This is a genomic window from Bradyrhizobium stylosanthis (assembly GCF_001641335.1).
GTDB lineage: Bacteria > Pseudomonadota > Alphaproteobacteria > Rhizobiales > Xanthobacteraceae > Bradyrhizobium > Bradyrhizobium stylosanthis.
This window is the reverse complement of record NZ_LVEM01000005.1, coordinates 326,842-347,590: the sequence shown is the minus strand read 5'-3', so window position 1 is coordinate 347,590 and position 20,749 is coordinate 326,842. Positions and strand designations below refer to the sequence as shown.

At 63.7% G+C, this 20,749-nt stretch carries 16 protein-coding genes and 1 pseudogene; 11 read left to right on the top strand and 6 right to left on the bottom strand.

Annotated features, from left to right (window positions below; genetic code table 11):
• Position 1 precedes the first annotated feature (1 nt).
• Positions 2-817, top strand: a complete 816-nt coding sequence (locus A7X65_RS32900; protein WP_063693150.1) for an acyl-CoA thioesterase — start codon at positions 2-4, stop codon at positions 815-817.
• Between the two features lie 40 nt (positions 818-857).
• On the opposite strand, the gene A7X65_RS32895 is transcribed toward A7X65_RS32900, so the two are convergent.
• The gene (locus A7X65_RS32895) at positions 858-1,757 is read right to left on the bottom strand and encodes an MBL fold metallo-hydrolase (RefSeq protein WP_063693148.1); all 900 of its coding nucleotides are present in this window, start codon (positions 1,755-1,757) and stop codon (positions 858-860) included.
• Between the two features lie 81 nt (positions 1,758-1,838).
• Between A7X65_RS32895 and A7X65_RS32890 the strand changes: the two genes are divergently transcribed.
• The 3 genes from A7X65_RS32890 to A7X65_RS32880 are packed head-to-tail and all read left to right on the top strand — an operon-like array spanning position 1,839 to position 3,525.
• Positions 1,839-2,165 carry an ArsR/SmtB family transcription factor gene (locus A7X65_RS32890; RefSeq protein ID WP_063693146.1) on the top strand — a complete coding sequence of 109 codons (327 nt, stop codon included), beginning with the start codon at positions 1,839-1,841 and terminating at the stop codon, positions 2,163-2,165.
• Between the two features lie 22 nt (positions 2,166-2,187).
• The gene (locus A7X65_RS32885) at positions 2,188-2,718 is read left to right on the top strand and encodes a rhodanese family protein (protein WP_063693850.1); all 531 of its coding nucleotides are present in this window, start codon (positions 2,188-2,190) and stop codon (positions 2,716-2,718) included.
• A gap of 12 nt (positions 2,719-2,730) precedes the next feature.
• Positions 2,731-3,525: a sulfite exporter TauE/SafE family protein gene (locus A7X65_RS32880; RefSeq protein ID WP_063693849.1), complete on the top strand. Its 795-nt coding sequence runs from the start codon at positions 2,731-2,733 to the stop codon at positions 3,523-3,525.
• 66 nt (positions 3,526-3,591) lie between these two features.
• Here A7X65_RS32880 and A7X65_RS32875 read toward each other — a convergent pair whose 3' ends face one another.
• The 3 genes from A7X65_RS32875 to A7X65_RS32865 all read right to left on the bottom strand — a co-directional run bounded on the left by A7X65_RS32875 (position 3,592) and on the right by A7X65_RS32865 (position 8,895).
• Entirely contained in the window at positions 3,592-5,208 is a 1,617-nt protein-coding gene (locus tag A7X65_RS32875; RefSeq protein ID WP_063693143.1) for a phosphoenolpyruvate carboxykinase, read from the bottom strand.
• 284 nt (positions 5,209-5,492) lie between these two features.
• A complete protein-coding gene (locus A7X65_RS32870) occupies positions 5,493-8,081 on the bottom strand; it encodes a CHAT domain-containing tetratricopeptide repeat protein (protein WP_063693141.1) in 2,589 nt (862 codons plus the stop codon).
• 79 nt (positions 8,082-8,160) lie between these two features.
• Positions 8,161-8,895, bottom strand: coding sequence for a HugZ family pyridoxamine 5'-phosphate oxidase (locus A7X65_RS32865; RefSeq protein WP_063693139.1), 735 nt, complete (start codon positions 8,893-8,895; stop codon positions 8,161-8,163).
• A 241-nt stretch (positions 8,896-9,136) separates the two neighbouring features.
• On the opposite strand from A7X65_RS32865, the gene A7X65_RS32860 reads away from it, so the two are divergent.
• The 5 genes and pseudogenes from A7X65_RS32860 to A7X65_RS32840 all read left to right on the top strand — a co-directional run bounded on the left by A7X65_RS32860 (position 9,137) and on the right by A7X65_RS32840 (position 13,234).
• The gene (locus tag A7X65_RS32860) at positions 9,137-9,838 is read left to right on the top strand and encodes a response regulator transcription factor (protein WP_008542552.1); all 702 of its coding nucleotides are present in this window, start codon (positions 9,137-9,139) and stop codon (positions 9,836-9,838) included.
• A 208-nt stretch (positions 9,839-10,046) separates the two neighbouring features.
• Entirely contained in the window at positions 10,047-11,849 is a 1,803-nt protein-coding gene (locus A7X65_RS32855; protein WP_063693137.1) for a sensor histidine kinase, read from the top strand.
• Positions 11,846-12,385 (top strand): annotated as a pseudogene (locus A7X65_RS32850) (HPr kinase/phosphorylase). Before A7X65_RS32855 ends, A7X65_RS32850 begins: the two are co-directional and overlap by 4 nt.
• Positions 12,386-12,518: 133 nt before the next feature.
• Positions 12,519-12,920 (top strand): PTS sugar transporter subunit IIA, encoded by a 402-nt coding sequence (locus tag A7X65_RS32845; protein WP_007597752.1) that lies wholly within the window; start codon positions 12,519-12,521, stop codon positions 12,918-12,920.
• Positions 12,917-13,234: an HPr family phosphocarrier protein gene (locus tag A7X65_RS32840; protein ID WP_063693133.1), complete on the top strand. Its 318-nt coding sequence runs from the start codon at positions 12,917-12,919 to the stop codon at positions 13,232-13,234. Before A7X65_RS32845 ends, A7X65_RS32840 begins: the two co-directional genes overlap by 4 nt.
• Before the next feature lie 114 nt (positions 13,235-13,348).
• On the opposite strand, the gene A7X65_RS32835 is transcribed toward A7X65_RS32840, so the two are convergent.
• A complete protein-coding gene (locus tag A7X65_RS32835; RefSeq protein ID WP_063693131.1) occupies positions 13,349-14,974 on the bottom strand; it encodes a glycosyltransferase family 39 protein in 1,626 nt (541 codons plus the stop codon).
• A gap of 114 nt (positions 14,975-15,088) precedes the next feature.
• Between A7X65_RS32835 and lepA the strand changes: the two genes are divergently transcribed.
• Both lepA and A7X65_RS32825 read left to right on the top strand, forming a co-directional pair.
• Complete coding sequence (gene lepA / locus A7X65_RS32830) at positions 15,089-16,900, top strand: translation elongation factor 4 (RefSeq protein WP_063693129.1); 1,812 nt, start codon at positions 15,089-15,091, stop codon at positions 16,898-16,900.
• Between the two features lie 435 nt (positions 16,901-17,335).
• A complete protein-coding gene (locus A7X65_RS32825) occupies positions 17,336-18,556 on the top strand; it encodes an MFS transporter (protein ID WP_063693126.1) in 1,221 nt (406 codons plus the stop codon).
• Positions 18,557-18,810: 254 nt separating this feature from the next.
• On the opposite strand, the gene A7X65_RS41080 is transcribed toward A7X65_RS32825, so the two are convergent.
• Positions 18,811-20,610, bottom strand: a complete 1,800-nt coding sequence (locus A7X65_RS41080; RefSeq protein WP_156528334.1) for a leucine-rich repeat domain-containing protein — start codon at positions 20,608-20,610, stop codon at positions 18,811-18,813.
• Positions 20,611-20,749 lie beyond the last annotated feature (139 nt).

The window sequence follows — 20,749 nt, the reverse complement described above, 5'->3', positions numbered from 1 at the left end:
CATGCACGCCAAGCTCCCGCACCCGTTCGACGACGCGACCCGCATCACCGCGGGTGACGCCAGCTGGCAGGGGCACACCAGCGACGATTACTGGGCCTTTGTCGGCCCCTTCGGCGGCGCCACGGCCGCGACGATCCTGCGCGCGCTGATCGAGCATCCGCAGGCCGCCGGCGATCCGCTCGCCCTGACCGTGAATTACTGCGCGCCGATCGCGAAGGGGCCGTTCGATCTCGACGTGCGGCTGGTGAAGGCCAACCGCTCCAGCCAGCACTGGAGCGTCGAGCTCAGCCAGGGCGGCGGCGAAGTCGCAACGCTCGCCACCGCCGTGTTCGCCGAGCGCAAGCCGTCCTGGGAGCACCGGGTGGCGAAGGCCCCCGACGCCAAACCGTTCGAGCAGACGCTGCCGTTCCCGAAGATCAAGGCGTCCTGGGCCAACCAGTATGAATTCCGCTTCGTCGAGGGCGAGATGCGGATCGGCTCGCCGCAGGCCGAGCTCGACAGCACCTATTCGAAGCTCTGGATCAGCGACCGCGAGCCGCGCAAGCTCGACATGCCCTCGCTGATGTCGATGTCGGACGCCTTCTTCGGCCGCATCTTCCACGCGCGGCGCGAGCTGGTGCCGTTCGGCACGGTGTCGCTGACGACCTATTTCCACACCGACAGCGCAGAGCTCGCGGCCGAGGACATCACCCGCGTGCTGGCGACGGCGGATTCCAAGATCATGCACAAGAGCTACGCCGACCAGAACGCCGAGCTGTGGTCGCCGAACGGCCGGCTGCTCGCGACCACGACGCAGATCGCGTATTTCAAGGCGTGAACTTCGCGTCGCACGCGCGCGCAGGCGCGATGACGGTCCGTCACCCCAGGACGGCCGAGGCCGCCGGAGTCTTCGGGCGAACCGGCAACAGCAGGTAATGAACGCCATTCTGCTGGGCTTTTGGAAACCGGCCGGCACGGATGTTCACCTGGATTGACGGCAAGAGCAGCGTCGGCGCCGAAAGCGTCGCATCGCGCGCCTTGCGCTTAGCCACGTACTCGGCCTCGGTAACCCCGCCCTTCAGGTGGACATTGCCCTCGCGCTGCTCACGCACCGTGGTTTGCCAGGCGTAGTGATCGCGACCCGGCGCCTTGTAGTCGTGGCACATATAGAGCTGCGTCTCCGGCGGCAATGCGAGCAGACGCTGGATCGAACGATAGAGCTGCGCGGCGTCGCCGCCGGGAAAGTCGGCGCGCGCGGTGCCGTAGTCCGGCATGAAGAGAGTGTCGCCGACGAAGACGGCATTGCCGACCCTGTACGCGATGTCCGCCGGCGTGTGTCCGGGCGTGTGCATGACTTCAACCGTCAGCTCGCCGATCCGGAAGGTCTCGCCATCGGCAAACAGGTGGTCGAAATCGCTGCCGTCCGTGCGTAGATCGTCGGCATTGAACACCGGGCGAAAGATCCGCTGCACGTCTCGGATATGCTCGCCAATTCCGATCGCCGCGCCGGTCCTGGACTTGATGTACGGCGCGCCGGAGAGATGGTCGGCATGCGCGTGGGTCTCCAGCGCCCATTCGATCGTCACACCCTGCTCTTGCGCGGCAGCGAGAATGGCATCCACCGAACGCACGTCGACCGTGCCATCGCGGTGGTCGAAATCCAGGACCGGATCGATCACAGCGGCACGGCGCGTCACGGGATCGACGACCAGATAGCTGATCGTGTTGGTCGGCGGGTCAAAGAAAGCCTGGATGGCGGGGAGAGGCGCTCTGGTCATGGTTCAAGCTCCTGAATGGGATTGCTCTTGACATAATATTAGAGATTGCTAAATTAGCAATATCTAATTTAAGAGGCGCCGATGCCACGCTCCAGGACGATGAACCTTCAGGACTTTGCAGCCAATGCAATGGAGGTCGCCGACGTCTTGCGCGCGCTCGGCAACGAACGGCGGCTGATGATCCTCTGCAAACTGGTCGAGGCCAGCGAGATGACGGTGGGTACGCTGGTCGATGCCGTCGGCCTCAGCCAATCGGCGCTGTCGCAGCACCTGGCGAAGATGCGCGATGAGAACATCGTGACCTTCCGCCGCGACAGCCAGACCCTCTGGTACCGCATCGCCGACCCCCGCATCGAACAACTGATGGCGGAACTGCACCGCCTGTACTGCCGCACGCCTTCAAGCTGAATTGACAACAGTGGAGTTCAACATGTCGCTTCCCCGCATCTCTCCCGCAAAGGCAAAGGACCTGATCGAGGCCGGCGCCGTCCTCGTCGACATCAGGGAGGCTGACGAGCATGCGCGCAGCAGGATTGCAGCCGCCGTACACGCGCCGCTGTCGCGGCTGGAGAAGGTCGAGATCGCGCCGAACGCAAAGGCCGTGATCTTCCATTGCCGCAGCGGCAACCGCACGCACAGCAATGCCGATCGCCTTGCCCGGAGCTCGGATTGCGAAGCCTACATCCTCGACGGCGGGATCGATGCCTGGCGAAGCGCCGGGCTGCCGGTGGTCGACAACCGGAGCCAGCCGATCGAAATCATGCGGCAGGTCCAGATCACCGCAGGTTCCCTCGTGATCGCAGGCACCGCGCTCGGCCTGTTCGCGCATCCGGCGTTCTACGCGCTGGCGGCCTCCGTCGGCGCCGGACTGGTTTTTTCCGGTGTCAGCGGCTCCTGCATGATGGCGCGGCTTCTTGCCTTCGCGCCATGGAATCGCCTCGCCCCCCGGGCCGCAGCCTGAGGAGTGCCTGTGATGCTTGTTACCGCCCCCGACATGGCAACAATGCTGTCCGGCGCCGCCGTCGGATTCGTTCTGGCGCTTGTTGGCGGCGGCGGCTCCATCCTTGCGGTGCCGCTCCTCGTCTATGGCGTCGGCGTTGCCTCGCCGCATGTGGCAATCGGCACCAGCGCGGTAGCGGTGGCGATCAGCGCCTTCGCCAACATGATCGCGCATTGGAGGGCCGGCAACGTTCGCTGGCCCTGCGCCCTGGTGTTCGCGGTCGCCGGCGTCGGCGGTACATTCATCGGTTCTCACTTCGCCAAGCAGCTCGACGGCGGGAAACTGCTCGTGCTGTTCGGGATGCTGATGATCGGCATCGGCGCCCTGATGCTGAAGAGGCGCGCCGGCGGAGGCGATCCATCCGTCCGTCTGACGCCGGCGACTGCATCACGGCTGCTGCCGATGCTTGCCGGCATGGGTGTCGCCGTTGGGTTGCTCGCCGGCTTCTTCGGCATCGGCGGCGGCTTCCTGATCGTTCCCGGCCTGATGCTCGCGACCGGCATGCCCCTGATCTACGCCATCGGAACGTCGCTCGTGGCGGTCGTCGCCTTCGGCGCGTCGACCGCCGCAAGTTATGCGATGTCAGGTCTGATCGATTGGCGGCTGGCCAGCCTGTTTATCGCCGGCGGGCTGCTCGGCGGCCTGACCGGGATGGCGATAGGCAGGATCATCGGCCCGCAGGGCAAGGTGCTGCAGTCGGTCTTTTCGATCGTCGTCATCGCTGCCGGCGGCTATGTCTGCGTTCGCGGCGCGCTGCCTTATCTGTAGCCGGCGCCTGCGAAAAAGGGCGGCTCGATGAGCCGCCCTTCCGTATTCAAGCGATGCGATGCGACCTTACTCCGCCGCCAGCTTCACGTCCGGAGCAGCCGCACGCACCTCGGCGTCGACCTGGGCTTCGAACTTGGCAAAGTTCTTCTGGAACATGCCGACGAGCGCGCGGGCGGTCTTGTCGAACTCGTCCTTGTCCTTCCAGGTGTTGACCGGGTTGAGGATCTCGGCCGGCACGCCCGGCAGCGCGGTCGGGACCGCGAAGCCGAAATATTTGTCGGTGCGGAATTCGACGTTGCGGAGCGAACCGTCGAGCGCTGCGGTGAGCAGCGCGCGGGTCACCTTGATCGGCATGCGCGAGCCGACGCCGTACTTGCCGCCGGTCCAGCCGGTGTTGACCAGCCAACAATCGACATTGTGCTGGGCGATGAGGTCGCGCAGCATGTTGCCGTAGACGCTGGGGTCGAGCGGCAGGAAGGGCGAGCCGAAGCAGGTCGAGAACTCCGGCTGCGGCTCGTTGCCGAGACCGCGCTCGGTACCGGCGACCTTGGCGGTGTAGCCGGACAGGAAGTGATACATCGCCTGCGCGGGCGAGAGCTTTGCGATCGGCGGCAGCACGCCGAAGGCGTCGGCGGCGAGCATCACCACGTTCTTCGGCTGCGGCGCGCGGCCGGTACGCGAGGCGTTCGGGATGAAGTCGAGCGGATAGGCCGAGCGCGTGTTCTCGGTCTTGGAGCCGTCGTCGAAATCGACGACGCGGGTGTCTTCGTCGAGCACGCAGTTCTCGAGCACCGCGCCGAAGCGGGTCGAGGCCGCATAGATCTCGGGCTCGGCTTCCTGCGAGAGCTTGATGCACTTGGCGTAGCAGCCGCCTTCGAAATTGAAGACGCCGTTCGGGCCCCAGCCGTGCTCGTCATCGCCGATCAGCGTGCGGTTCGGGTCGGCCGACAGCGTGGTCTTGCCGGTGCCGGACAGGCCGAAGAAGATCGCGGCATCGCCCTTGGCGCCGACATTGGCCGAGCAGTGCATCGGCATCACGCCGCGCTCGGGCAGATAGTAGTTCAGCGTGGTGAAGACCGACTTCTTCATCTCGCCGGCATAGTAGGAGCCGCCGATCAGCACGATCTTGCGGGCGAAGTCGATCGCGACGACGTTCTCGGACTTGCAGCCATGGCGCTTCGGATCGGCGCGGAAGCTCGGCATGTCGATGATGGTGAGCTCCGGCACGAAGGTCGATAGCTCGATCGCCTCAGGACGAATCAGCAGCGTACGGATGAACAGCGAGTGCCAGGCGAGTTCGGTGAAGACGCGCGTCTTGATCCGGTAGGCCGGATCGGCGCCGCCATAGAGGTCCTGCGCGAACAGGCGCTTGCCTTCGGCGTGCTTGAGGAAGTCCTGGTAGAGCGTCTCGAACTGCTCCGCGGTGATCGACTGGTTGCCGGCCCACCACATCTTCTTGTCGGTGGTGGCGTCACGCACCGTGAACTTGTCCTTGGGGCTGCGGCCGGTGAACTCACCGGTGTCGGCGCAGAGCGCGCCGTCTGCGGACAGCACCGCCTCGCCTGCGGACAGCGAGTATTGATAGAGTTGCGGCGCACCCAGGTTCCAGTGAACCTGCTTGAGATTCTTTAAGCCGAATTTGTCGGCGCCGAAGGCACCGTTGCGCACGCCCGTCTCTTGCACGAAAAAATCCTCCTAGAACCCGCGACACTCAGCGCGGCCAAGCTTGGGCGCCATCGCAGTCACCGTGAATTGCAGGCCGTCCGGCCTCGGCTGGACGACCTAATAATGGTGAACGCTGGCGTTGCCAAGCTGATCCCGCAGGATTTGGTTTATTCAAGGACCGCGCCAAACGTCGCGCATGTCAGCCTTGAGCGGGCACATCGAAAAAATACAAATGATCGCGCAACCAAATGCGCAATTCTGCGTTTCCCAAGGTTATTGCGACGCACAATCCGTGCGGCGGGCTATCGTACCTCTCCTTCGCCGATCAGCGCGAACGGGCCCCACATCGCAGGGTAAGCGTTGCGCGGCGACGAGGTGTCATCGACATACGTTAACATCGCGCGGCGCAAAGCTTCGGCACGACCGATTTTTGGTTCGTTTTTGAGCAGAGCGAAAGTCGATGTGGTCAGGCGGGTGGCAGCTTCCGAATCCACTGCCCAATGCGAGACCAGCAGCGCACGGGCGCCCGCATAGAAGAACGAACGTGCGAGGCCCGACAGCGCCTCCGCACCCGGCTTGTCGCCGGCGATGGTGTTGCAGGCCGACAGCACGACCCAATCCGCATTGAGCTTGAGCTGCGCGACCTCGCTCGCGGTCAGAAGACCGTCGTCGATCTCGGAAGGCTGATCGGGAATGGAGAGCGCAAGCGACGGCTCGCCCAATCCTTTGACGTCGCCCGCAACGAGGCCGTGCGTGGCGAAATAGATGATGCTGTATTGAGCAAGCGCTGCACGCTTGAGCGTCGTTTCGCTGGCATCGCGGCCGAGATGGATATCGACCTCGCCCGCGCCGACATCCTTCGCCACCGCGTTGAGCTCGTCGGCGGTGTCAGGCAGTTGCGGCAGCGCCTTCGCAAGCTGCGCGCGATCGACGCCGGCACCGCGCCAGAAGTCGCTATAGGCGATCGTCGCGATATTGCGTGCGGCGATCTTGCCGCCTGCAGCACGACGATCGGCAGGCGCTTCCAGCGCCGGGTTGAACACCGGATCGCCAAAACCGGTCATCGGCTTCAGGCCCTGATCCCGGCGCGCGAACGCGCGCAGCGATTTCAGGCTGATCACCGAGGGCAGCACCGAAACGGCCTGACGGCGGAGCAGCCAGGCGGCGCTGCGATAGCCTTCGAGCGTGTCGGGGATCGCAGCTTGCGGCGTCTCCGTGACGAGAAGATGAAACGGCAATGCAGTCAGCGCTGCCGACGGCACCACCAGCAGATTGCGCTTGTCCTTCGTCAGCGCCTCGACCGGGCCGAGCAGCGCAATATAGAGTTCGTTGGCGAGCGCGAGATCGAACAATCCGGATTTGCCGGAGGCGTCGCGTGCCTTGCCGACATCCAATCCCTTGCGGAACGCCGTCACCTTCTGCGTCAACGCGTCCGCACCGAGCGGAACCTCTTTCCAGTCGGCGCCCTCGCGCGTGATTGCGATGACGTAGCTCTTGTTGTCGACGACCGCATAGACCGTCATCGCCTCATCGGCCGACAGCAGCGGCTGGATGTCCTTCACCGCCAGCGGCAGCGGGTTGGAGAGCGAGGCATAATCGGGAAACTCGACGGCGAGCGTCTTCTGCAAGCCGACACGCTCGTTTCCGATCGCTGCGATCCGCGCGCGGCTGCGCTGCTCGCCCGCGGCGTCGCGCTGCCCGGCCTGCTTGGACACCGCCGCGATGATCGCCTTGTCGAGCGCCTCGGCTTCGGCTCCGAGATCCTGATCCCTGCGTACGAGCTCGGCGAGCCGGTCGCTGCCGGCGGCGAGCCGCACCGCGAGCTTGTTGACGGCCGATGCCGCGGAGGATTGCGTGCCGCGCTGGATCGCGGCCAGCGCATTGTCGAGCGCCTTGTCGTCGGACAGCAAATGCTGCTGCCGTGCGGAGAACAGGATCGGCAGCACGATGCGCAACTGCGCGCGGCCGCTGGCAAGCGTCTTGTCCGCCAGCGGCAGCGCGTCGGCGGTGCGGCCGGAGACGTAGAGGAAATAAGCGAGATTGCCGGTCGAGGTCAGTGTGTCCGGATGGTCCGGCCCGAGCGCGCGTTCGCGGATCGCCAGCGCACGACGGTACAGCGGCTCGGCATCGGCATAGCGCTTCTGGTGCTCGTAGAGGCCGGCGAGATTGTTCAGCGAGCGCGCGACGTCGGGATGATCGGGCCCCAGCACCTTTTCGCGGATCGCGAGCGAGCGCTTGATCGGCGCCTCGGCGTCGGCATCGCGGTTGAGGTCGCGATAGACCTGGCCGATGTTGTTCAGGACGGTAGCGACTGCGGGATGCTCGGGCCCCGCGGCCTTCTGGTAGATCGCAAGCGCCCGCTGGAACAGCGGCTCGGCATCGGCCGGGCGCTGCTGCTTGGCGTAGAGCGTGGCGATATTGTTGAGGGACTGGCCGACATCGGGGTGCTCGCGCGGCAGCGCCTTCTCGCGCACGGCGAGCGCACGCTTGAACAGCGGCTCGGCCTCCGCGAAGCGACCCTGCCGCTGATAGAGCGCAGCGAGATTGGTCAGCTCGGCCGCAACCAGGGCGTTGTCGAGGCCAAGCGATTTTTCCATGAGCGCGATCGCGCGCTTGTAGAGCGGCTCAGCCAGATCGTCCCGTCCCTGACCGGCATGGACCTGGCCGAGATTGTTCAACGCGCCGGAAAGATCGCGCCCGTTGTCCTTCTCGAGGCTGGCGACCATCGCTTGCGCGAGCGGCAGCGCTTCCGAATATTTTCCGGCACCGATGAGCGCGTTGAGCCGCGCGCTCTCCGCGGCGAGACCTTTCTGCGCAAGGCAGGGCGTCGCAAGCGATGCGGTAATCGCGAGCGCCAACCCTGCAACCAGCGTCAAACGACGGCGTGTCATGAACCCTCTCGCGGCCGGACCTCGAACCATTACGGTGTTGGGTCGCCGCGGCGGGGGGCAGCGTTCAAAGGCTTGCGCGTTAGTCCACCTTCGTGCGCGCTTCGCCGGCGAGGCGAACCAGCATCTTGCGCAGAGCCGTCCCGTTGGTGACGCGCTCCGGGAAATCCAGCCGCAGCGCGGTCTGGCCGTCCTGCATGTCGAGGCCCTCGGGGTCGCAGCCGGTGCAGCGCCAGTCGCCGTCCGCTGCCCCGAGCAATTTGGTGGCATAGAGGTTCATGGCCTCGCGGTGGTCGGCATTCATGTGCTCGACGGCGCCCTCCTCGGCCGCCAGCAGGTCCTCGGCGCCATCGAGACCGGTCAGGAACTGCTCGGGCTTGAGATCGACGATCCGGCCGAAGCCGGCGACCAGATGGGTGCCCGTGGGCCGGATCCGGAAGAACGAGAAATCCTTAAATGAAACAAAGGCTTCAGCCGACGGATGGACACTCAAATACCGCCGCTGGAGGAGATCCCTGTCGGCCCCGGCCGGTTCCGCCCGTCCCGACAGCATGATCCGGGCGCCTTCCAGGGGATCGCCGGAAGCGCGCTCATCCAGCATCAGGGAGGCCCTGCTGTCGGCGAGGATGTTCCTGGTGTGAACGGCCAGTCCAGAAATCAGCAGGATGGGCGAGCCATCCGGGTGGCTCGCCAGATTGACCAGGGAACAATAGGGATCGCCGGAGCCCGTCATCAATGTTGCGAGAGCGCCCTGCCGCGACCGCCTCAGCAGCGATTTGGCGAGCTTTGCGGGGTCGAAATCGGGGGTCGGTTGCATCGGCTTTCTCGGCTCAGGTGGTTGCAAGGAGGGGCTTTTTTCGGGTAAACGGGGCTCAGGTTATGGGTCGAAACGCGGCGAATCTGCCGCGTTTCGTGGAACTTGGTCACACTTCAGCCCAGCTTGCATTGCTCGGTGACAAGGTTCGAACGCCAACTTCGGCACCCATGTATGCGGCGCATCAGTGGATTGCTCGCCGTTTCAAGCCACGACCCAAACGGAAAGCAGAAAGCAGAGGCTCATGCCCACAATCGCTTTGGTCGACGACGACCGCAACATTCTCACATCCGTCTCGATCGCGCTGGAAGCCGAAGGCTACCGCATCATGACCTACACCGACGGCGCGTCCGCGCTTGACGGTTTCCGCACCACCCAGCCCGACCTCGCCATCCTCGACATCAAGATGCCGCGCATGGACGGCATGGAGACGCTGCGCCGCCTGCGCCAGAAGTCCGACCTGCCGGTGATCTTCCTGACCTCCAAGGACGAAGAGATCGACGAGCTGTTCGGCCTCAAGATGGGCGCCGACGATTTCATCCGCAAACCGTTCTCGCAGCGCCTGCTGGTCGAGCGCGTCAAGGCCGTGCTGCGCCGCTCGGCGCCGAAGGACCCGACCGTCGCGCCGAAGGAGAACGACGCGAAGGCGCTCGACCGCGGCCTGCTGCGCATGGACCCCGAACGCCATACCTGCACCTGGAAGAACGAGCCGGTGACGCTGACCGTCACCGAATTCCTGATCCTGCAGGCGCTCGCGACCCGGCCCGGCGTGGTGAAGAGCCGCAACGCGCTGATGGACGCCGCCTATGACGACCAGGTCTATGTCGACGACCGCACCATCGACAGCCACATCAAGCGGCTGCGCAAGAAGTTCAAGGTGGTCGACAACGAGTTCGAGATGATCGAGACGCTGTACGGCGTCGGCTACCGCTTCAAGGAAGCCTGAGGGCGTTCGCACGCCTTGCACGAAACTCCGAGAGCATCGCCGGTTCTGATTCCATCACGACCGGGATGGCTCCAAAGCGCGATCGGGACCGCGCTTTGGTTGATTGTTTGAGCATGATCCCTATCGGAAAACCGCTGCACACTTTTCCGGATCATGCTCTAGGATGCGAGGACCCTTCGCACGAGATGTCCTAACGCGGGCGTGAGCATTGCTTGACCGGACGCAGCCTGACGAGAACCAGAACGCCGCGGATATCCCGTCCGAGGGCGTTCCGGAGCACGTCGAGGACAAGCCGGCGCCGCAGGGCTGGCGGCCGCTGAACTGGCTCAAGCGCGCCGGACAGTTCTTCTTCGCGCTGTCCTTCTCGAGCCTGACCCGCCGCATCGTCTCGCTGAACCTCGCCGGCCTCGTCGCGCTGGTCGCCAGCATCCTCTATCTGTCGCAGTTCCGCGCCGGCCTGATCGACGCGCGCGCGCAGAGCCTGCTGGTGCAGGCCGAGATCATCGCCGGCGCGATCGCGGCCTCCGCGACCGTGCAGACCAACGCCATCACCATCGATCCCGACCGTCTGCTCGACCTCAAGCCGGGCGAGACCTATGGCGGCTCGGACGACTATTCCCCGCTGGATTTCCCGATCAATCCGGAGCGCGTCGCGCCGGTGCTGCGCACGCTGATCTCGCCGACCAAGACGCGCGCCCGCATCTACGATCCGAACGGCAGCCTGCTGCTCGACAGCCGCAACCTCGAAAACGTGCTGCGCTTCCCGCTGCCGCCTGTCTCCGCCGAGAAGCCCGGCGTGGTCGAGCGCGGCATGGTCGCGGTGCGCACCTGGCTGAACCGCGGCGACCTGCCGCTCTATCGCGAGCTCGGCCCCGAGAACGGCAACGGCTATGCGGAAGTCGGCGACGCGCTGCAGGGCCAGAAGCGCTCGATGGTGCGGGTCAATGCGCGCGGCGAGGTGATCGTCTCGGTGGCCGTGCCCGTGCTGCGCTCGCGCGCGATCCATGGCGCGCTGATGCTCTCGACCCAGGGCGACGACATCGACCAGATGGTCACCGCCGAGCGCCTCGCCATCCTGAAAGTCGGCGGCGTCGCCGCCGCGGTCATGATCATGCTGTCGCTGCTGCTGGCCAGCACGATCGCCGGCCCGGTGCGCCGGCTCGCCGACAGCGCCGAGCGCGTCCGCCGCCGCATCAAGACCCGCGTCGAGATCCCCGACTTCACCCGCCGCCGCGACGAGATCGGCCATCTTTCCGGTGCGCTGCGCGACATGACCAGCGCGCTCTACAGCCGCATCGAGGCGATCGAGATGTTCGCCGCCGACGTCGCGCATGAACTGAAGAACCCGCTGACCTCGCTGCGTTCCGCTGTCGAGACGCTGCCGCTGGCGCGCAACGAGAACAGCCGCGCCCGCCTGCTCGAGGTGATCGAGCACGACGTCAAGCGGCTCGACCGCCTGATCTCCGACATCTCCGACGCCAGCCGCCTCGACGCCGAGCTGCAGCGCCAGGACGCGATCCCCGTCGCCCTGCGCCGCCTGCTGACGACGCTCGTCTCCGTCGCCAACGAAACCAAGCTCGGCCATGACGTCGCGGTCGAAACGCGCTTCGAGGGCCGCAGCCCGACCGACAGTTTCGCCGTGACCGGGCACGATTCACGGCTCGGACAGGTCGTCTCCAACCTGCTCTCCAACGCGCAATCGTTCTCGGAACCCGGCAGCAAGGTGCGCCTCACCTGCCGCCGCGTCCGCGGCGAGATCGAGATCGTGGTCGACGACGACGGTCCCGGCATTCGCGATGACGCGCTGGAGCGCATCTTCGAGCGCTTCTACACCGATCGCCCGCATCAGGGCTTTGGCCAGAACTCCGGCCTCGGTCTGTCGATCTCCAAGCAGATCGTCGACGCCCATGGCGGGCGGATCTGGGCGGAGAATCGCGCAGGCCCGCCGGACGAGGAGGGTGTGCCGACGGTTGCCGGCGCGCGCTTCGTGGTGCGGCTGCCGGCGCTATGAGCCAAGGCCGCTCGAACGAAGGCGCGCCCAGCGTGCACGCCTCCGCGGTGAAAGTCGGCAATCTGGCAGTGCTGATCCGCGGTCCCTCGGGCTCCGGCAAATCGCGCCTTGCCTTCGATTTGATCATGGCCGGACGCGCGGGCATCGTCGAAAGGGCCGTTCTGGTCGGCGATGACCGTGTCCATCTGGCGACAGTCGGCGATGAAATTGAAGTCCGCCCTGCCCGCATGCTGGCCGGCCTGATCGAGATCCGCGGTCTCGGAATCCGCCGCTGCGACTTCGTGGAGCATGCGACCGTCGGTCTCGTGGTCGATCTGGACGCCGCGGACGCGGAACGGCTTCCTCCGGCCGAATCGCTGAAAACAAGCATTTTCGGTGTCGAAATACCGCGAATCCCCGTCAGCCGCGACTATTCGCCCCTCCCTTTGGTTGTCGCGGCCTTGACCACTACCAAGAGTTAACCTCCTCCTAACCCTTCAGGCAATTGTTTGAAGGGAAATGGTAACCATATGAACCCCACTATCGCGACCGAATAGACCGGCGCAGCTCCCCTCATCCATCCGTCTAGTTTCAGGGAGATACGCAACATCCCCTCTTGCGCGGGGGCTCTGGATGGTCAAAGTGGCGCGTTCGTGCGGTGCACCAAAAGCGCCCGCGAGGAGTTTTCCGATGATTGGTCTAGTACTTGTGACCCACGGGCGCCTTGCCGATGAATTCAAGGCAGCGCTTGAACATGTCATGGGCCCACAAAAGCAAATCGAAGCGATCACGATCGGCGCCGAAGATGATTCCGATCTCTGCCGAAGCGACATCATCGAAGCGGTTAACCGCGTCGATTCGGGCGACGGCGTTGCGATTCTCACCGACATGTTCGGCGGCACGCCGTCCAACCTTGCGATCTCCTGCATGAGCCGGCCCAAGGTCGAAGTGCTCGCGGGCATCAATCTTCCCATGCTGGTGAAGCTCGCCAAGGTGCGCGAGGAGCGTCCGCTGCCCGACGCGATCGCGATGGCCCAGGAAGCAGGCCGCAAATACGTCACCATCGCCAGCCGCGTGCTCGCCGGCAAATGAGCGACGACGCGCCTCAAGCCGGGACCGGCGTGCCCGCGGGCGCGATCTCCAAGGAGCTCCTGATCATCAACAAGCGCGGCCTGCATGCGCGCGCCTCGGCGAAATTCGTCCAGGCGGTCGAGCGCTTCAACGCGCAGGTGTGGGTGACGCGTGCCGGCGAGACCGTCGGCGGCACCTCGATCATGGGCCTGATGATGCTGGCTGCGGGACCGGGCACGACGATCACCGTCGCCGCCGCCGGTGAAGAGGCGGATGCTGCGCTTGCGGCGATCACGGAGCTCGTCGAGAGCAAGTTCAACGAGGAAGGCATCTGAGCCAAACGCTCGGTGCCGTAGGATGGGCAAAGGCGCAACACGCTGTGCCCACGATCTTCCCTCGTCGATGAAGGTGGTGGGCACGCTGCGCTTTGCCCACCCTACGGCACCGTCTCACTTCGCCGGCGGCGCGATATAAATGTTCCAGCTCATCGCCGGGCCGGCCTTGCCGTGGGTGAAGCGGCGCGTGGTCATGACGATGCGCTCGGCGTTCGGCGCTGTTTCCGACACCCATTTCTCGAATGCCGGCAGGCGGCCGTCGGTCGGATCGAACACGCCGATGAAGCCGTATTTCTTCGCATCCTCGCGCGAGGTCAGGCCGGAATCCCAGGCCTCCAGCGGCAGCAGCGCGGCCGGATGATCCGGGCTGTAGAACACCAGCGGCTGGATCTGCTCCATCGTGCCGGCCACGACGGCCCAGCGCGAGCCGAAGCGGCTGTGCCAGGCCTGGGTCAATTCGCGCGCGAGCTCCGAGCGCGCGCCATAGATCTGTGCGTTGCCGGCATTGGCCGCCATCTCGCGCGCGGCGATCCAGGGCGAGGCGGCGAGCGTCGCTGCGCTGAGCACGAGCCAGATCGCGGCGATGTTGAACAGCACCGCGCTCTGCACCCGCAGCGTCGGAATCGCGACCAGCGCCAAGGGCACCAGGAAGAACAGCGAGATGCCCCAATCGGTCTTCATGTAGATGCTGAAGGCCAATGCACCGACCGGCGGGCCGACCGCGACGATGATCTGCACGATCCAGACGTTCAGCGCCTGCGAAAGGTTGACGCCGGGATTGGCACCGCGCGCCCAGGCGCGCGTGACGATGCGCCATGGTGCGCGCAGCAGCAGCTTGAGCCACGGCGGCACCAGCGCCATCGCGAGCGCGGCCAGCGCCACCGGCAAAGCCAGCAGCGCGAAATTATGCAAGGCATAGCCGCCCACGAGCTGATGCAGGAGACGGTCGTCATGCAGGCTGTAGGTGTCGCCGGCATAGGTCAGCGGCACGAAATGCACGTCCGCCAGCCAGACGATGTGCGGGATCATCGCCACGACCATCGTCGCGATCGCAACCCATGGCGCCGGCGAGAGCAGGAACCTCATCCGCTGCGGATGAAGCAGCGCGGCAAGGCCGATGGCGCCGATCATGGTCAGCACCCAGTATTTGGTCATCAGCGCCAGCGCGCCGGCAAGCCCGAGCCAGATGCCGGACTGCCAGCTCCGCTTCTCGAAGGCGTTGAGATAGGCCAGCACCAGCAGCGGCAGCGTGACGAGCTGGAGCAGGTCGGGGTTGTACTTGAACCCCTTGAAATTGAAGATCGGATAGAGCGCGATCATCACCACGATCAGGAACGCGCGCCGCGCATCCACCACGCGCAAGGCCACCAGCCAGCAGATCACCATGCCGGTGCCGACGGTCGCCATCGCCAGCGCGTAGGTCGCCCAGTCCGTCGCCGGGAACGCCATGAACCAGAGGCCTGCGACCCAGCCCGACAGCGGCGGGTGCTTGCCGTAGCCCCACAGGAATTTCTGCCCCCAGCCCCAGGCTTCTGCGACGTCCATGTGAACGTCCTGCGCCGCCTTCAAATTGATCAGGATGAAGGTCCAGAGCACCGCATGCAGGATGGCGAGCTGGATCACCAGCCACAGGCGCGCCTCGGGGCGGGTTGCACAGGCAACCAGCCAGGCCCGGAAACGGTTGTAACCCAGGCGGGTCTTCGCCCGCGCTCTGGCGGAGGGTATCGCGGTGGTCGACATGGCCCGCTTGCTAGCGCGTTTTGGCCCCGCGTGGAATCAGCTTGGCGTGAACAAAGGCCCTGAAATTACAGCAATATGGTTGCCGCACGAGGATGTGAGTGGTATCCCGCGCCCATGACGACCGCCCCCATTTCCAACATCCGCAATTTCTCCATCGTCGCCCATATCGACCATGGCAAATCGACGCTGGCCGACCGTCTGATCCAGATGACCGGCGGCCTCTCCGACCGCGAAATGGCGGGCAAGGAGCAGGTGCTCGATTCCATGGACATCGAGCGCGAGCGCGGCATCACCATCAAGGCGCAGACGGTGCGCCTCGCCTACCGCGCCAAGGACGGCAAGGATTACGTGTTCAACCTGATGGACACGCCCGGCCATGTCGACTTCGCCTACGAAGTATCGCGGTCGCTGGCGGCGTGCGAGGGTTCCCTCTTGGTGGTCGACGCCAGCCAGGGCGTCGAGGCGCAGACGCTCGCCAACGTCTACCAGGCGCTCGACAACAATCACGAGATCGTTCCGGTCCTGAACAAGGTCGACCTGCCCGCGGCCGAGCCCGAGAAGGTCAAGCAGCAGATCGAGGACGTCATCGGCATCGATGCCTCCGACGCGGTGATGATCTCGGCCAAGACCGGCCTCGGCATCCCCGACGTGCTGGAAGCCATCGTCACCCGCCTGCCGCCGCCGAAGGGCGATCGCGACGCGACGCTGAAGGCACTGCTGGTCGACAGCTGGTACGACGTCTATCTCGGCGTCGTCGTTCTCATTCGCGTCGTCGACGGCGTCATGAAGAAGGGCAGCCGCGTGCGCATGATGGGCACGGGCGCTGCCTACGACGTCGAGCGCGTCGGCTTCTTCACGCCGAAGATGCAGCAGGTCGACGAGCTCGGCCCCGGCGAGATCGGCTTCATCACCGCCGCGATCAAGGAAGTCGCCGACACCCGCGTCGGCGATACCATCACCGACGACCGCAAGCCGGTCACGGAGATGCTGCCGGGCTTCAAGCCGGCGATCCCCGTGGTGTTCTGCGGCCTGTTCCCGGTCGATGCCGACGACTTCGAGACGCTGCGCGCCGCGATGGGCAAGCTGCGCCTCAACGACGCCAGCTTCTCCTTCGAGATGGAGACCTCGGCCGCCCTCGGCTTCGGCTTCCGCTGCGGCTTCCTCGGCCTGTTGCACCTCGAGATCATCCAGGAGCGGCTGTCGCGCGAGTTCGACCTGAACCTGATCGCGACCGCGCCGAGCGTCATCTACAAGATGAAGCTCAACGACGGCTCCGAGATCGAGATCCACAATCCCGTCGACATGCCCGACGTCGTCAAGATCGCCGAGATCGAGGAGCCCTGGATCGAGGCGACGATCATGACGCCCGACGAATATCTCGGAAGCGTGCTGAAGCTGTGCCAGGACCGCCGCGGCTCGCAGAAGGAGCTCACTTACGTCGGCTCCCGCGCCATGGTGAAATACGATCTGCCGCTCAACGAGGTCGTGTTCGACTTCTACGACCGCCTGAAGTCGGTCTCGAAGGGCTACGCCTCGTTCGACTATCATCTCACCGACTACAAGCCGGCCGACCTCGTCAAGATGCAGATCCTGGTCAATGCCGAGCCGGTCGACGCGCTCTCGATGCTGGTCCATCGCACCCGCGCGGAAGGCCGCGGCCGCGCCATGGTCGAGAAGATGAAGGAGCTGATCCCGCCGCACATGTTCCAGATTCCGATCCAGGCAGCGATCGGCGGCAAGGTGATCGCGCGCGAGACGGTGCGCGCGCTGCGCAAGGACGTCACCGCCAAGTGCTACGGCGGCGACATCACGCGTAAGCGCAAGCTTCTGGAGAAGCAGAAGGAAGGCAAGAAGAAGATGCGGCAGTTCGGCAAGGTCGACATCCCGCAGGAAGCCTTCATTGCCGCGCTGAAGGTGGATAGCTGAGGCAAGGCTTAAGGCTCGAAAGTGACCCCAACTGCCGTCATGCCCGGGCCTGTCCCGGGCATCCACGTTTTTGGGGCCTGGCGCAGACGTAGATGGCCGGCTCGAGCCCGGCCATGACGGCGAAGGCTCTTGCGACCCGCCAAACAAAAACTCGAAAACAACCCCATGCACAGTAGACCGGGCACTGTCCGGATTGATGTTTTCGATTTTCGGAATTCGATTTGCTCCGTCGGGCAAAACAGGGGCATAATGCGATCATGGCGGCGTCCGTCAGATCGTCATTCCGCGACCAAGACCTTGATCATCGCGACGGAATAGATCTCGCTCACGGCAGAGTGGCAAATCGCGCATAGCAGGTCACCTTGCCCTTCCCCGGCAGATAGGCCACCATCCCTTCTGCGCACCACCAACAAAACCAAAAGCGCGAGGAAACGCATGAGCAAGCCGTCTGGCTTCGACTATGGCTGGGTCATTGTCGCCGCGGGCGCGCTAATGACGTGTGTCGGGTTCGGCACGATGCTGTCGCTGGCGGTGTTCCTGCAGCCGATCTCGGAAGCGATGGGATGGTCGCGCGCCGGCGTGTCGGCGGCGGCGACGCTGGATTTCCTCTGCATGGGATTTGCCGCGTTCCTATGGGGCACGCTGTCGGACCGGTTCGGCACGCGCATCGTGGTTCTCGCAGGAAGCGTTCTGCTGGGGCTCGGCCTCGTCACCGCGAGCCAGGCGACGAGCCTGTGGCAATTCCAGTTGTTCTTCGGCGTGCTGATCGGCATTGCCGCCGGCAGCTTCTACGCGCCGATGATGGCGCTCGCGAGCGCGTGGATCGAGAAGAACCGAAGCCTTGCGGTGGCGCTGGTCTCCGCCGGCATGGGCGTGTCGCCGGTGACGATCGCGCCGACTGCGAGCTGGCTGATCACGGCCTATGACTGGCGCACCGCGATGCTGGTGATCGGCTGTGCGGCATGGGCGCTGCTGATCCCGGCCTGCTTCCTGGTGCGGCCCGCTCCTCGCACGGCGGACGGCGCGACCTCAGATGCCGCGCCAGCGGTCGAGCTGACCGCCGCGCAGGCACTGCGCACGCCGCAATTCATTGCACTCGCTGCGGCGCATTTCGCCTGCTGCGCCGCGCATTCCGGCCCGATCTTCCACATGGTGTCCTATGCGATGGTGTGCGGCATCGCCCCGCTCACGGCGGTGACGGTCTACAGCGTCGCCGGCGTCTCCGGGCTCGGCGGACGCCTGCTGCTGGGCACGCTGGCCGATCGCATCGGCGCAAAGCCCGTGCTGGTCGGCGGCCTCTTCGTGCAGGCGATGTGCATCGCGACCTATCTCGCGGTGGCCCAGCTCGGCGAATTCTACGCGCTCTCCGTCGTGTTCGGCCTCGCCTATGGCGGCGTGATGCCGCTCTATGCCGTGCTGGTCCGCGAATTCTTCGGCGCGCGCATCATGGGCACCGTGTTCGGCGCGGTGTCGGCCTTTGCCAGCCTCGGCATGGCGCTCGGCCCGTGGGCCGGCGGGCTCGTGTTCGACAGCTTCCAGCAATACACCTGGCTGCACGTCGGCTCCTTCGCGATCGGGCTCGCCGCCGTCGCGGTGGCGCTGAGCTTCCCGACCAGACGCAGGCCGTCACTCGACCTTGGCCGCGCCGCGGCGTGACGCGGTTGCATATGAACAGACCGCAAGGCTTGATCTCGTCGAACGTGTCCGCAACTTGGCGTCGTTGATCGCAAATGCGACCATACACCCTAGGCAGGGAGTGCTGCTGTAAACTGCTACGTGCATTTTGCACGAGCGCCAGCAGTTGGAGAGAGAAAATATCCCCCACACGGCAAGAAGATGCGTTGCGAGACTCCTTGATCACTACACTATGGGGAGCTGAGACGACCAAGTTGCCTTCAGAAACTCCCAACCTATTGGGTCGACTTGCTTCTGATCCAGTCTATCGTCCGAGAGAGCCAACTTAAACCTCTGCCCTTTTCTGCCAATTGTCGCAATTCTCGTTCAAAGGAAAAAACATACCTAAGATGAGCCTTAGAGCTTTCGCCATATCGCTCAAAATAGCTGAGCAAGTCCACGTCTGAGGCCTTGTCAAGACTCCGGGTAATCAGCGAAGCCACTACCGCAAATGACTTTGACTTCTTTAATCCTTCGCCCGCTACCAGCGCGGTCGCGGCGGCGCCGACCATTAATGGCGCAGAACCTGACGCAAATGCTCCCGCCGATAGGGTTGCGAGCACAGCGGCAGTTGAGACAGTAATTGCAACATTCTTGATTGTGGCGTTAGCGACGATAGCGCTGCGCTCGGGATTATGTCCTTGCCCTATCTCTTCTGTTGTCTTCAGAACAAAGGTTGCAGCATCTTTTTCTATGATCTCTGGCCTGTTTTGAAGGCTCTGAGCAAACTCGAACGCGACTTCGCGATACTGTTGCTCCTCTTCGACATTCCGCTGAAATCGCTCTTCATCTGCAAGGAGTTCCTGCCCCTCCACAGTTGAGAGCATAAACGCTCCATGCAATTGCAAGAGACTATCGACTGTTTCATGAACCTGATTTTCTAACGAAGGCAACTCGCCCTCTTGGACTTTGCTCTTCGCTGCCCTATCTGCATTCGCAAGCCTGACACCTTCAACATACAGTAAAGAAAAGTCTATCTCTTCGAGATTTTGTTCTATGAGCTTTGAGTAAGCCGAAGCACGATCTCTCAGGTGCCAATGTGGCACATTGCCTTGGCCCAAGCCCTCCATCAAACTGGAAGAGAGAGCCTGCAGGCTTGGATGGAGTTTTCTCAACCGACCGAGATTGTTTCCCTGCCGATCTAAATTCTGTGGTGGAGCAAACTTTATGACGCCTTTATCATCGATCTCAAAATGAGGCCCATGCCCTTGTTTTGGAAGCACTGGAGGTTCGAGTGCTTGATCGAGGTCATCTCGAATTCCCGCCAATGCAGAAAGGTCCAACTCCCCACGAAGCCACGCAAGGACATTTGTGGTCGCGGAGGGTTGACCTTCAGCGATAAGGGCAGGAAGGGGATGCTCCAGCGGATTGCCTTCTAACAATATGCCTTCCGTGTAGGGTTTGCGGTCTCGTTCAGCGGCCATTGCCACCGAACGCATCTGGCCAAGCTCTTCGGGGAGCGAACTCAGCCAGTTCGCCCTTAAGTCCAAGGATGAGAGCTTTGCGAGCCTAGCGAGTTCTTTTGGAACAGACCTCAATTGATTGTTGCTGACATCGAGACGTATCAACGATGCAAGTTGACCAATTTCCCTTGGTAATTCCTTGAGCTTGTTGCCCTCGAAGGAAGCGGACTCCAACCGCGACAACTGACCGATTTGAGGTGGAAGAACCGTAAGGCGATTGCCCTTAAGTTCTAAAGACTCCAACAAAGGCAATTCGCAGATGTATTGCGGCAACGATGTAATCGAATTGTCTCTCGCTGATATATCCGTGAGTTTCGAAAGCTGTCCTATCTCGATAGAAAGCGTTTCTAATTGATTGTGGTCCAGGCTTAGAACCCTGAGCTCAGTGAGCTGGCCAATCTCTGGTGGGAGAACTTCGAGTTCATTCCTATAGAGATAGAGCCATTTCAATGACACCAACCCGCCGATTTCTGGCGGAAGAGTCTTAAGATAATTTCGGCTCAGAATAAGGGTTTCGAGATTCTCTAATCGCCCAATTTCCGGCGGCAACATTTCTAGGCCGTAGCCTGACAAGTCGAGACTCTTCTGCTGTCGTCGAAGAGCATTGTTGATTATAGCTCGACGGGCTGCTTGAAAACCTTGGAGCGAAGTTCCGAACTTCCCCCGGGGGCCCTCAGATGGGTCGTCAGTCAATCGTGTGCCTCAATTTTCC

Coding starts and splice junctions, on each gene's coding strand:
- A7X65_RS32825 (WP_063693126.1), top strand. CDS start 17,336: ATGAGCAAGCCGTCTGGCTTCGACTATGGCTGGGTCATTGTCGCCGCG.
- A7X65_RS32835 (WP_063693131.1), bottom strand. CDS start 14,974: ATGTCGACCACCGCGATACCCTCCGCCAGAGCGCGGGCGAAGACCCGC.
- lepA (WP_063693129.1), top strand. CDS start 15,089: ATGACGACCGCCCCCATTTCCAACATCCGCAATTTCTCCATCGTCGCC.
- A7X65_RS32860 (WP_008542552.1), top strand. CDS start 9,137: ATGCCCACAATCGCTTTGGTCGACGACGACCGCAACATTCTCACATCC.
- A7X65_RS32885 (WP_063693850.1), top strand. CDS start 2,188: ATGTCGCTTCCCCGCATCTCTCCCGCAAAGGCAAAGGACCTGATCGAG.
- A7X65_RS32840 (WP_063693133.1), top strand. CDS start 12,917: ATGAGCGACGACGCGCCTCAAGCCGGGACCGGCGTGCCCGCGGGCGCG.
- A7X65_RS32880 (WP_063693849.1), top strand. CDS start 2,731: ATGCTTGTTACCGCCCCCGACATGGCAACAATGCTGTCCGGCGCCGCC.
- A7X65_RS32890 (WP_063693146.1), top strand. CDS start 1,839: ATGCCACGCTCCAGGACGATGAACCTTCAGGACTTTGCAGCCAATGCA.
- A7X65_RS32900 (WP_063693150.1), top strand. CDS start 2: ATGCACGCCAAGCTCCCGCACCCGTTCGACGACGCGACCCGCATCACC.
- A7X65_RS32895 (WP_063693148.1), bottom strand. CDS start 1,757: ATGACCAGAGCGCCTCTCCCCGCCATCCAGGCTTTCTTTGACCCGCCG.
- A7X65_RS32870 (WP_063693141.1), bottom strand. CDS start 8,081: ATGACACGCCGTCGTTTGACGCTGGTTGCAGGGTTGGCGCTCGCGATT.
- A7X65_RS32845 (WP_007597752.1), top strand. CDS start 12,519: ATGATTGGTCTAGTACTTGTGACCCACGGGCGCCTTGCCGATGAATTC.
- A7X65_RS32865 (WP_063693139.1), bottom strand. CDS start 8,895: ATGCAACCGACCCCCGATTTCGACCCCGCAAAGCTCGCCAAATCGCTG.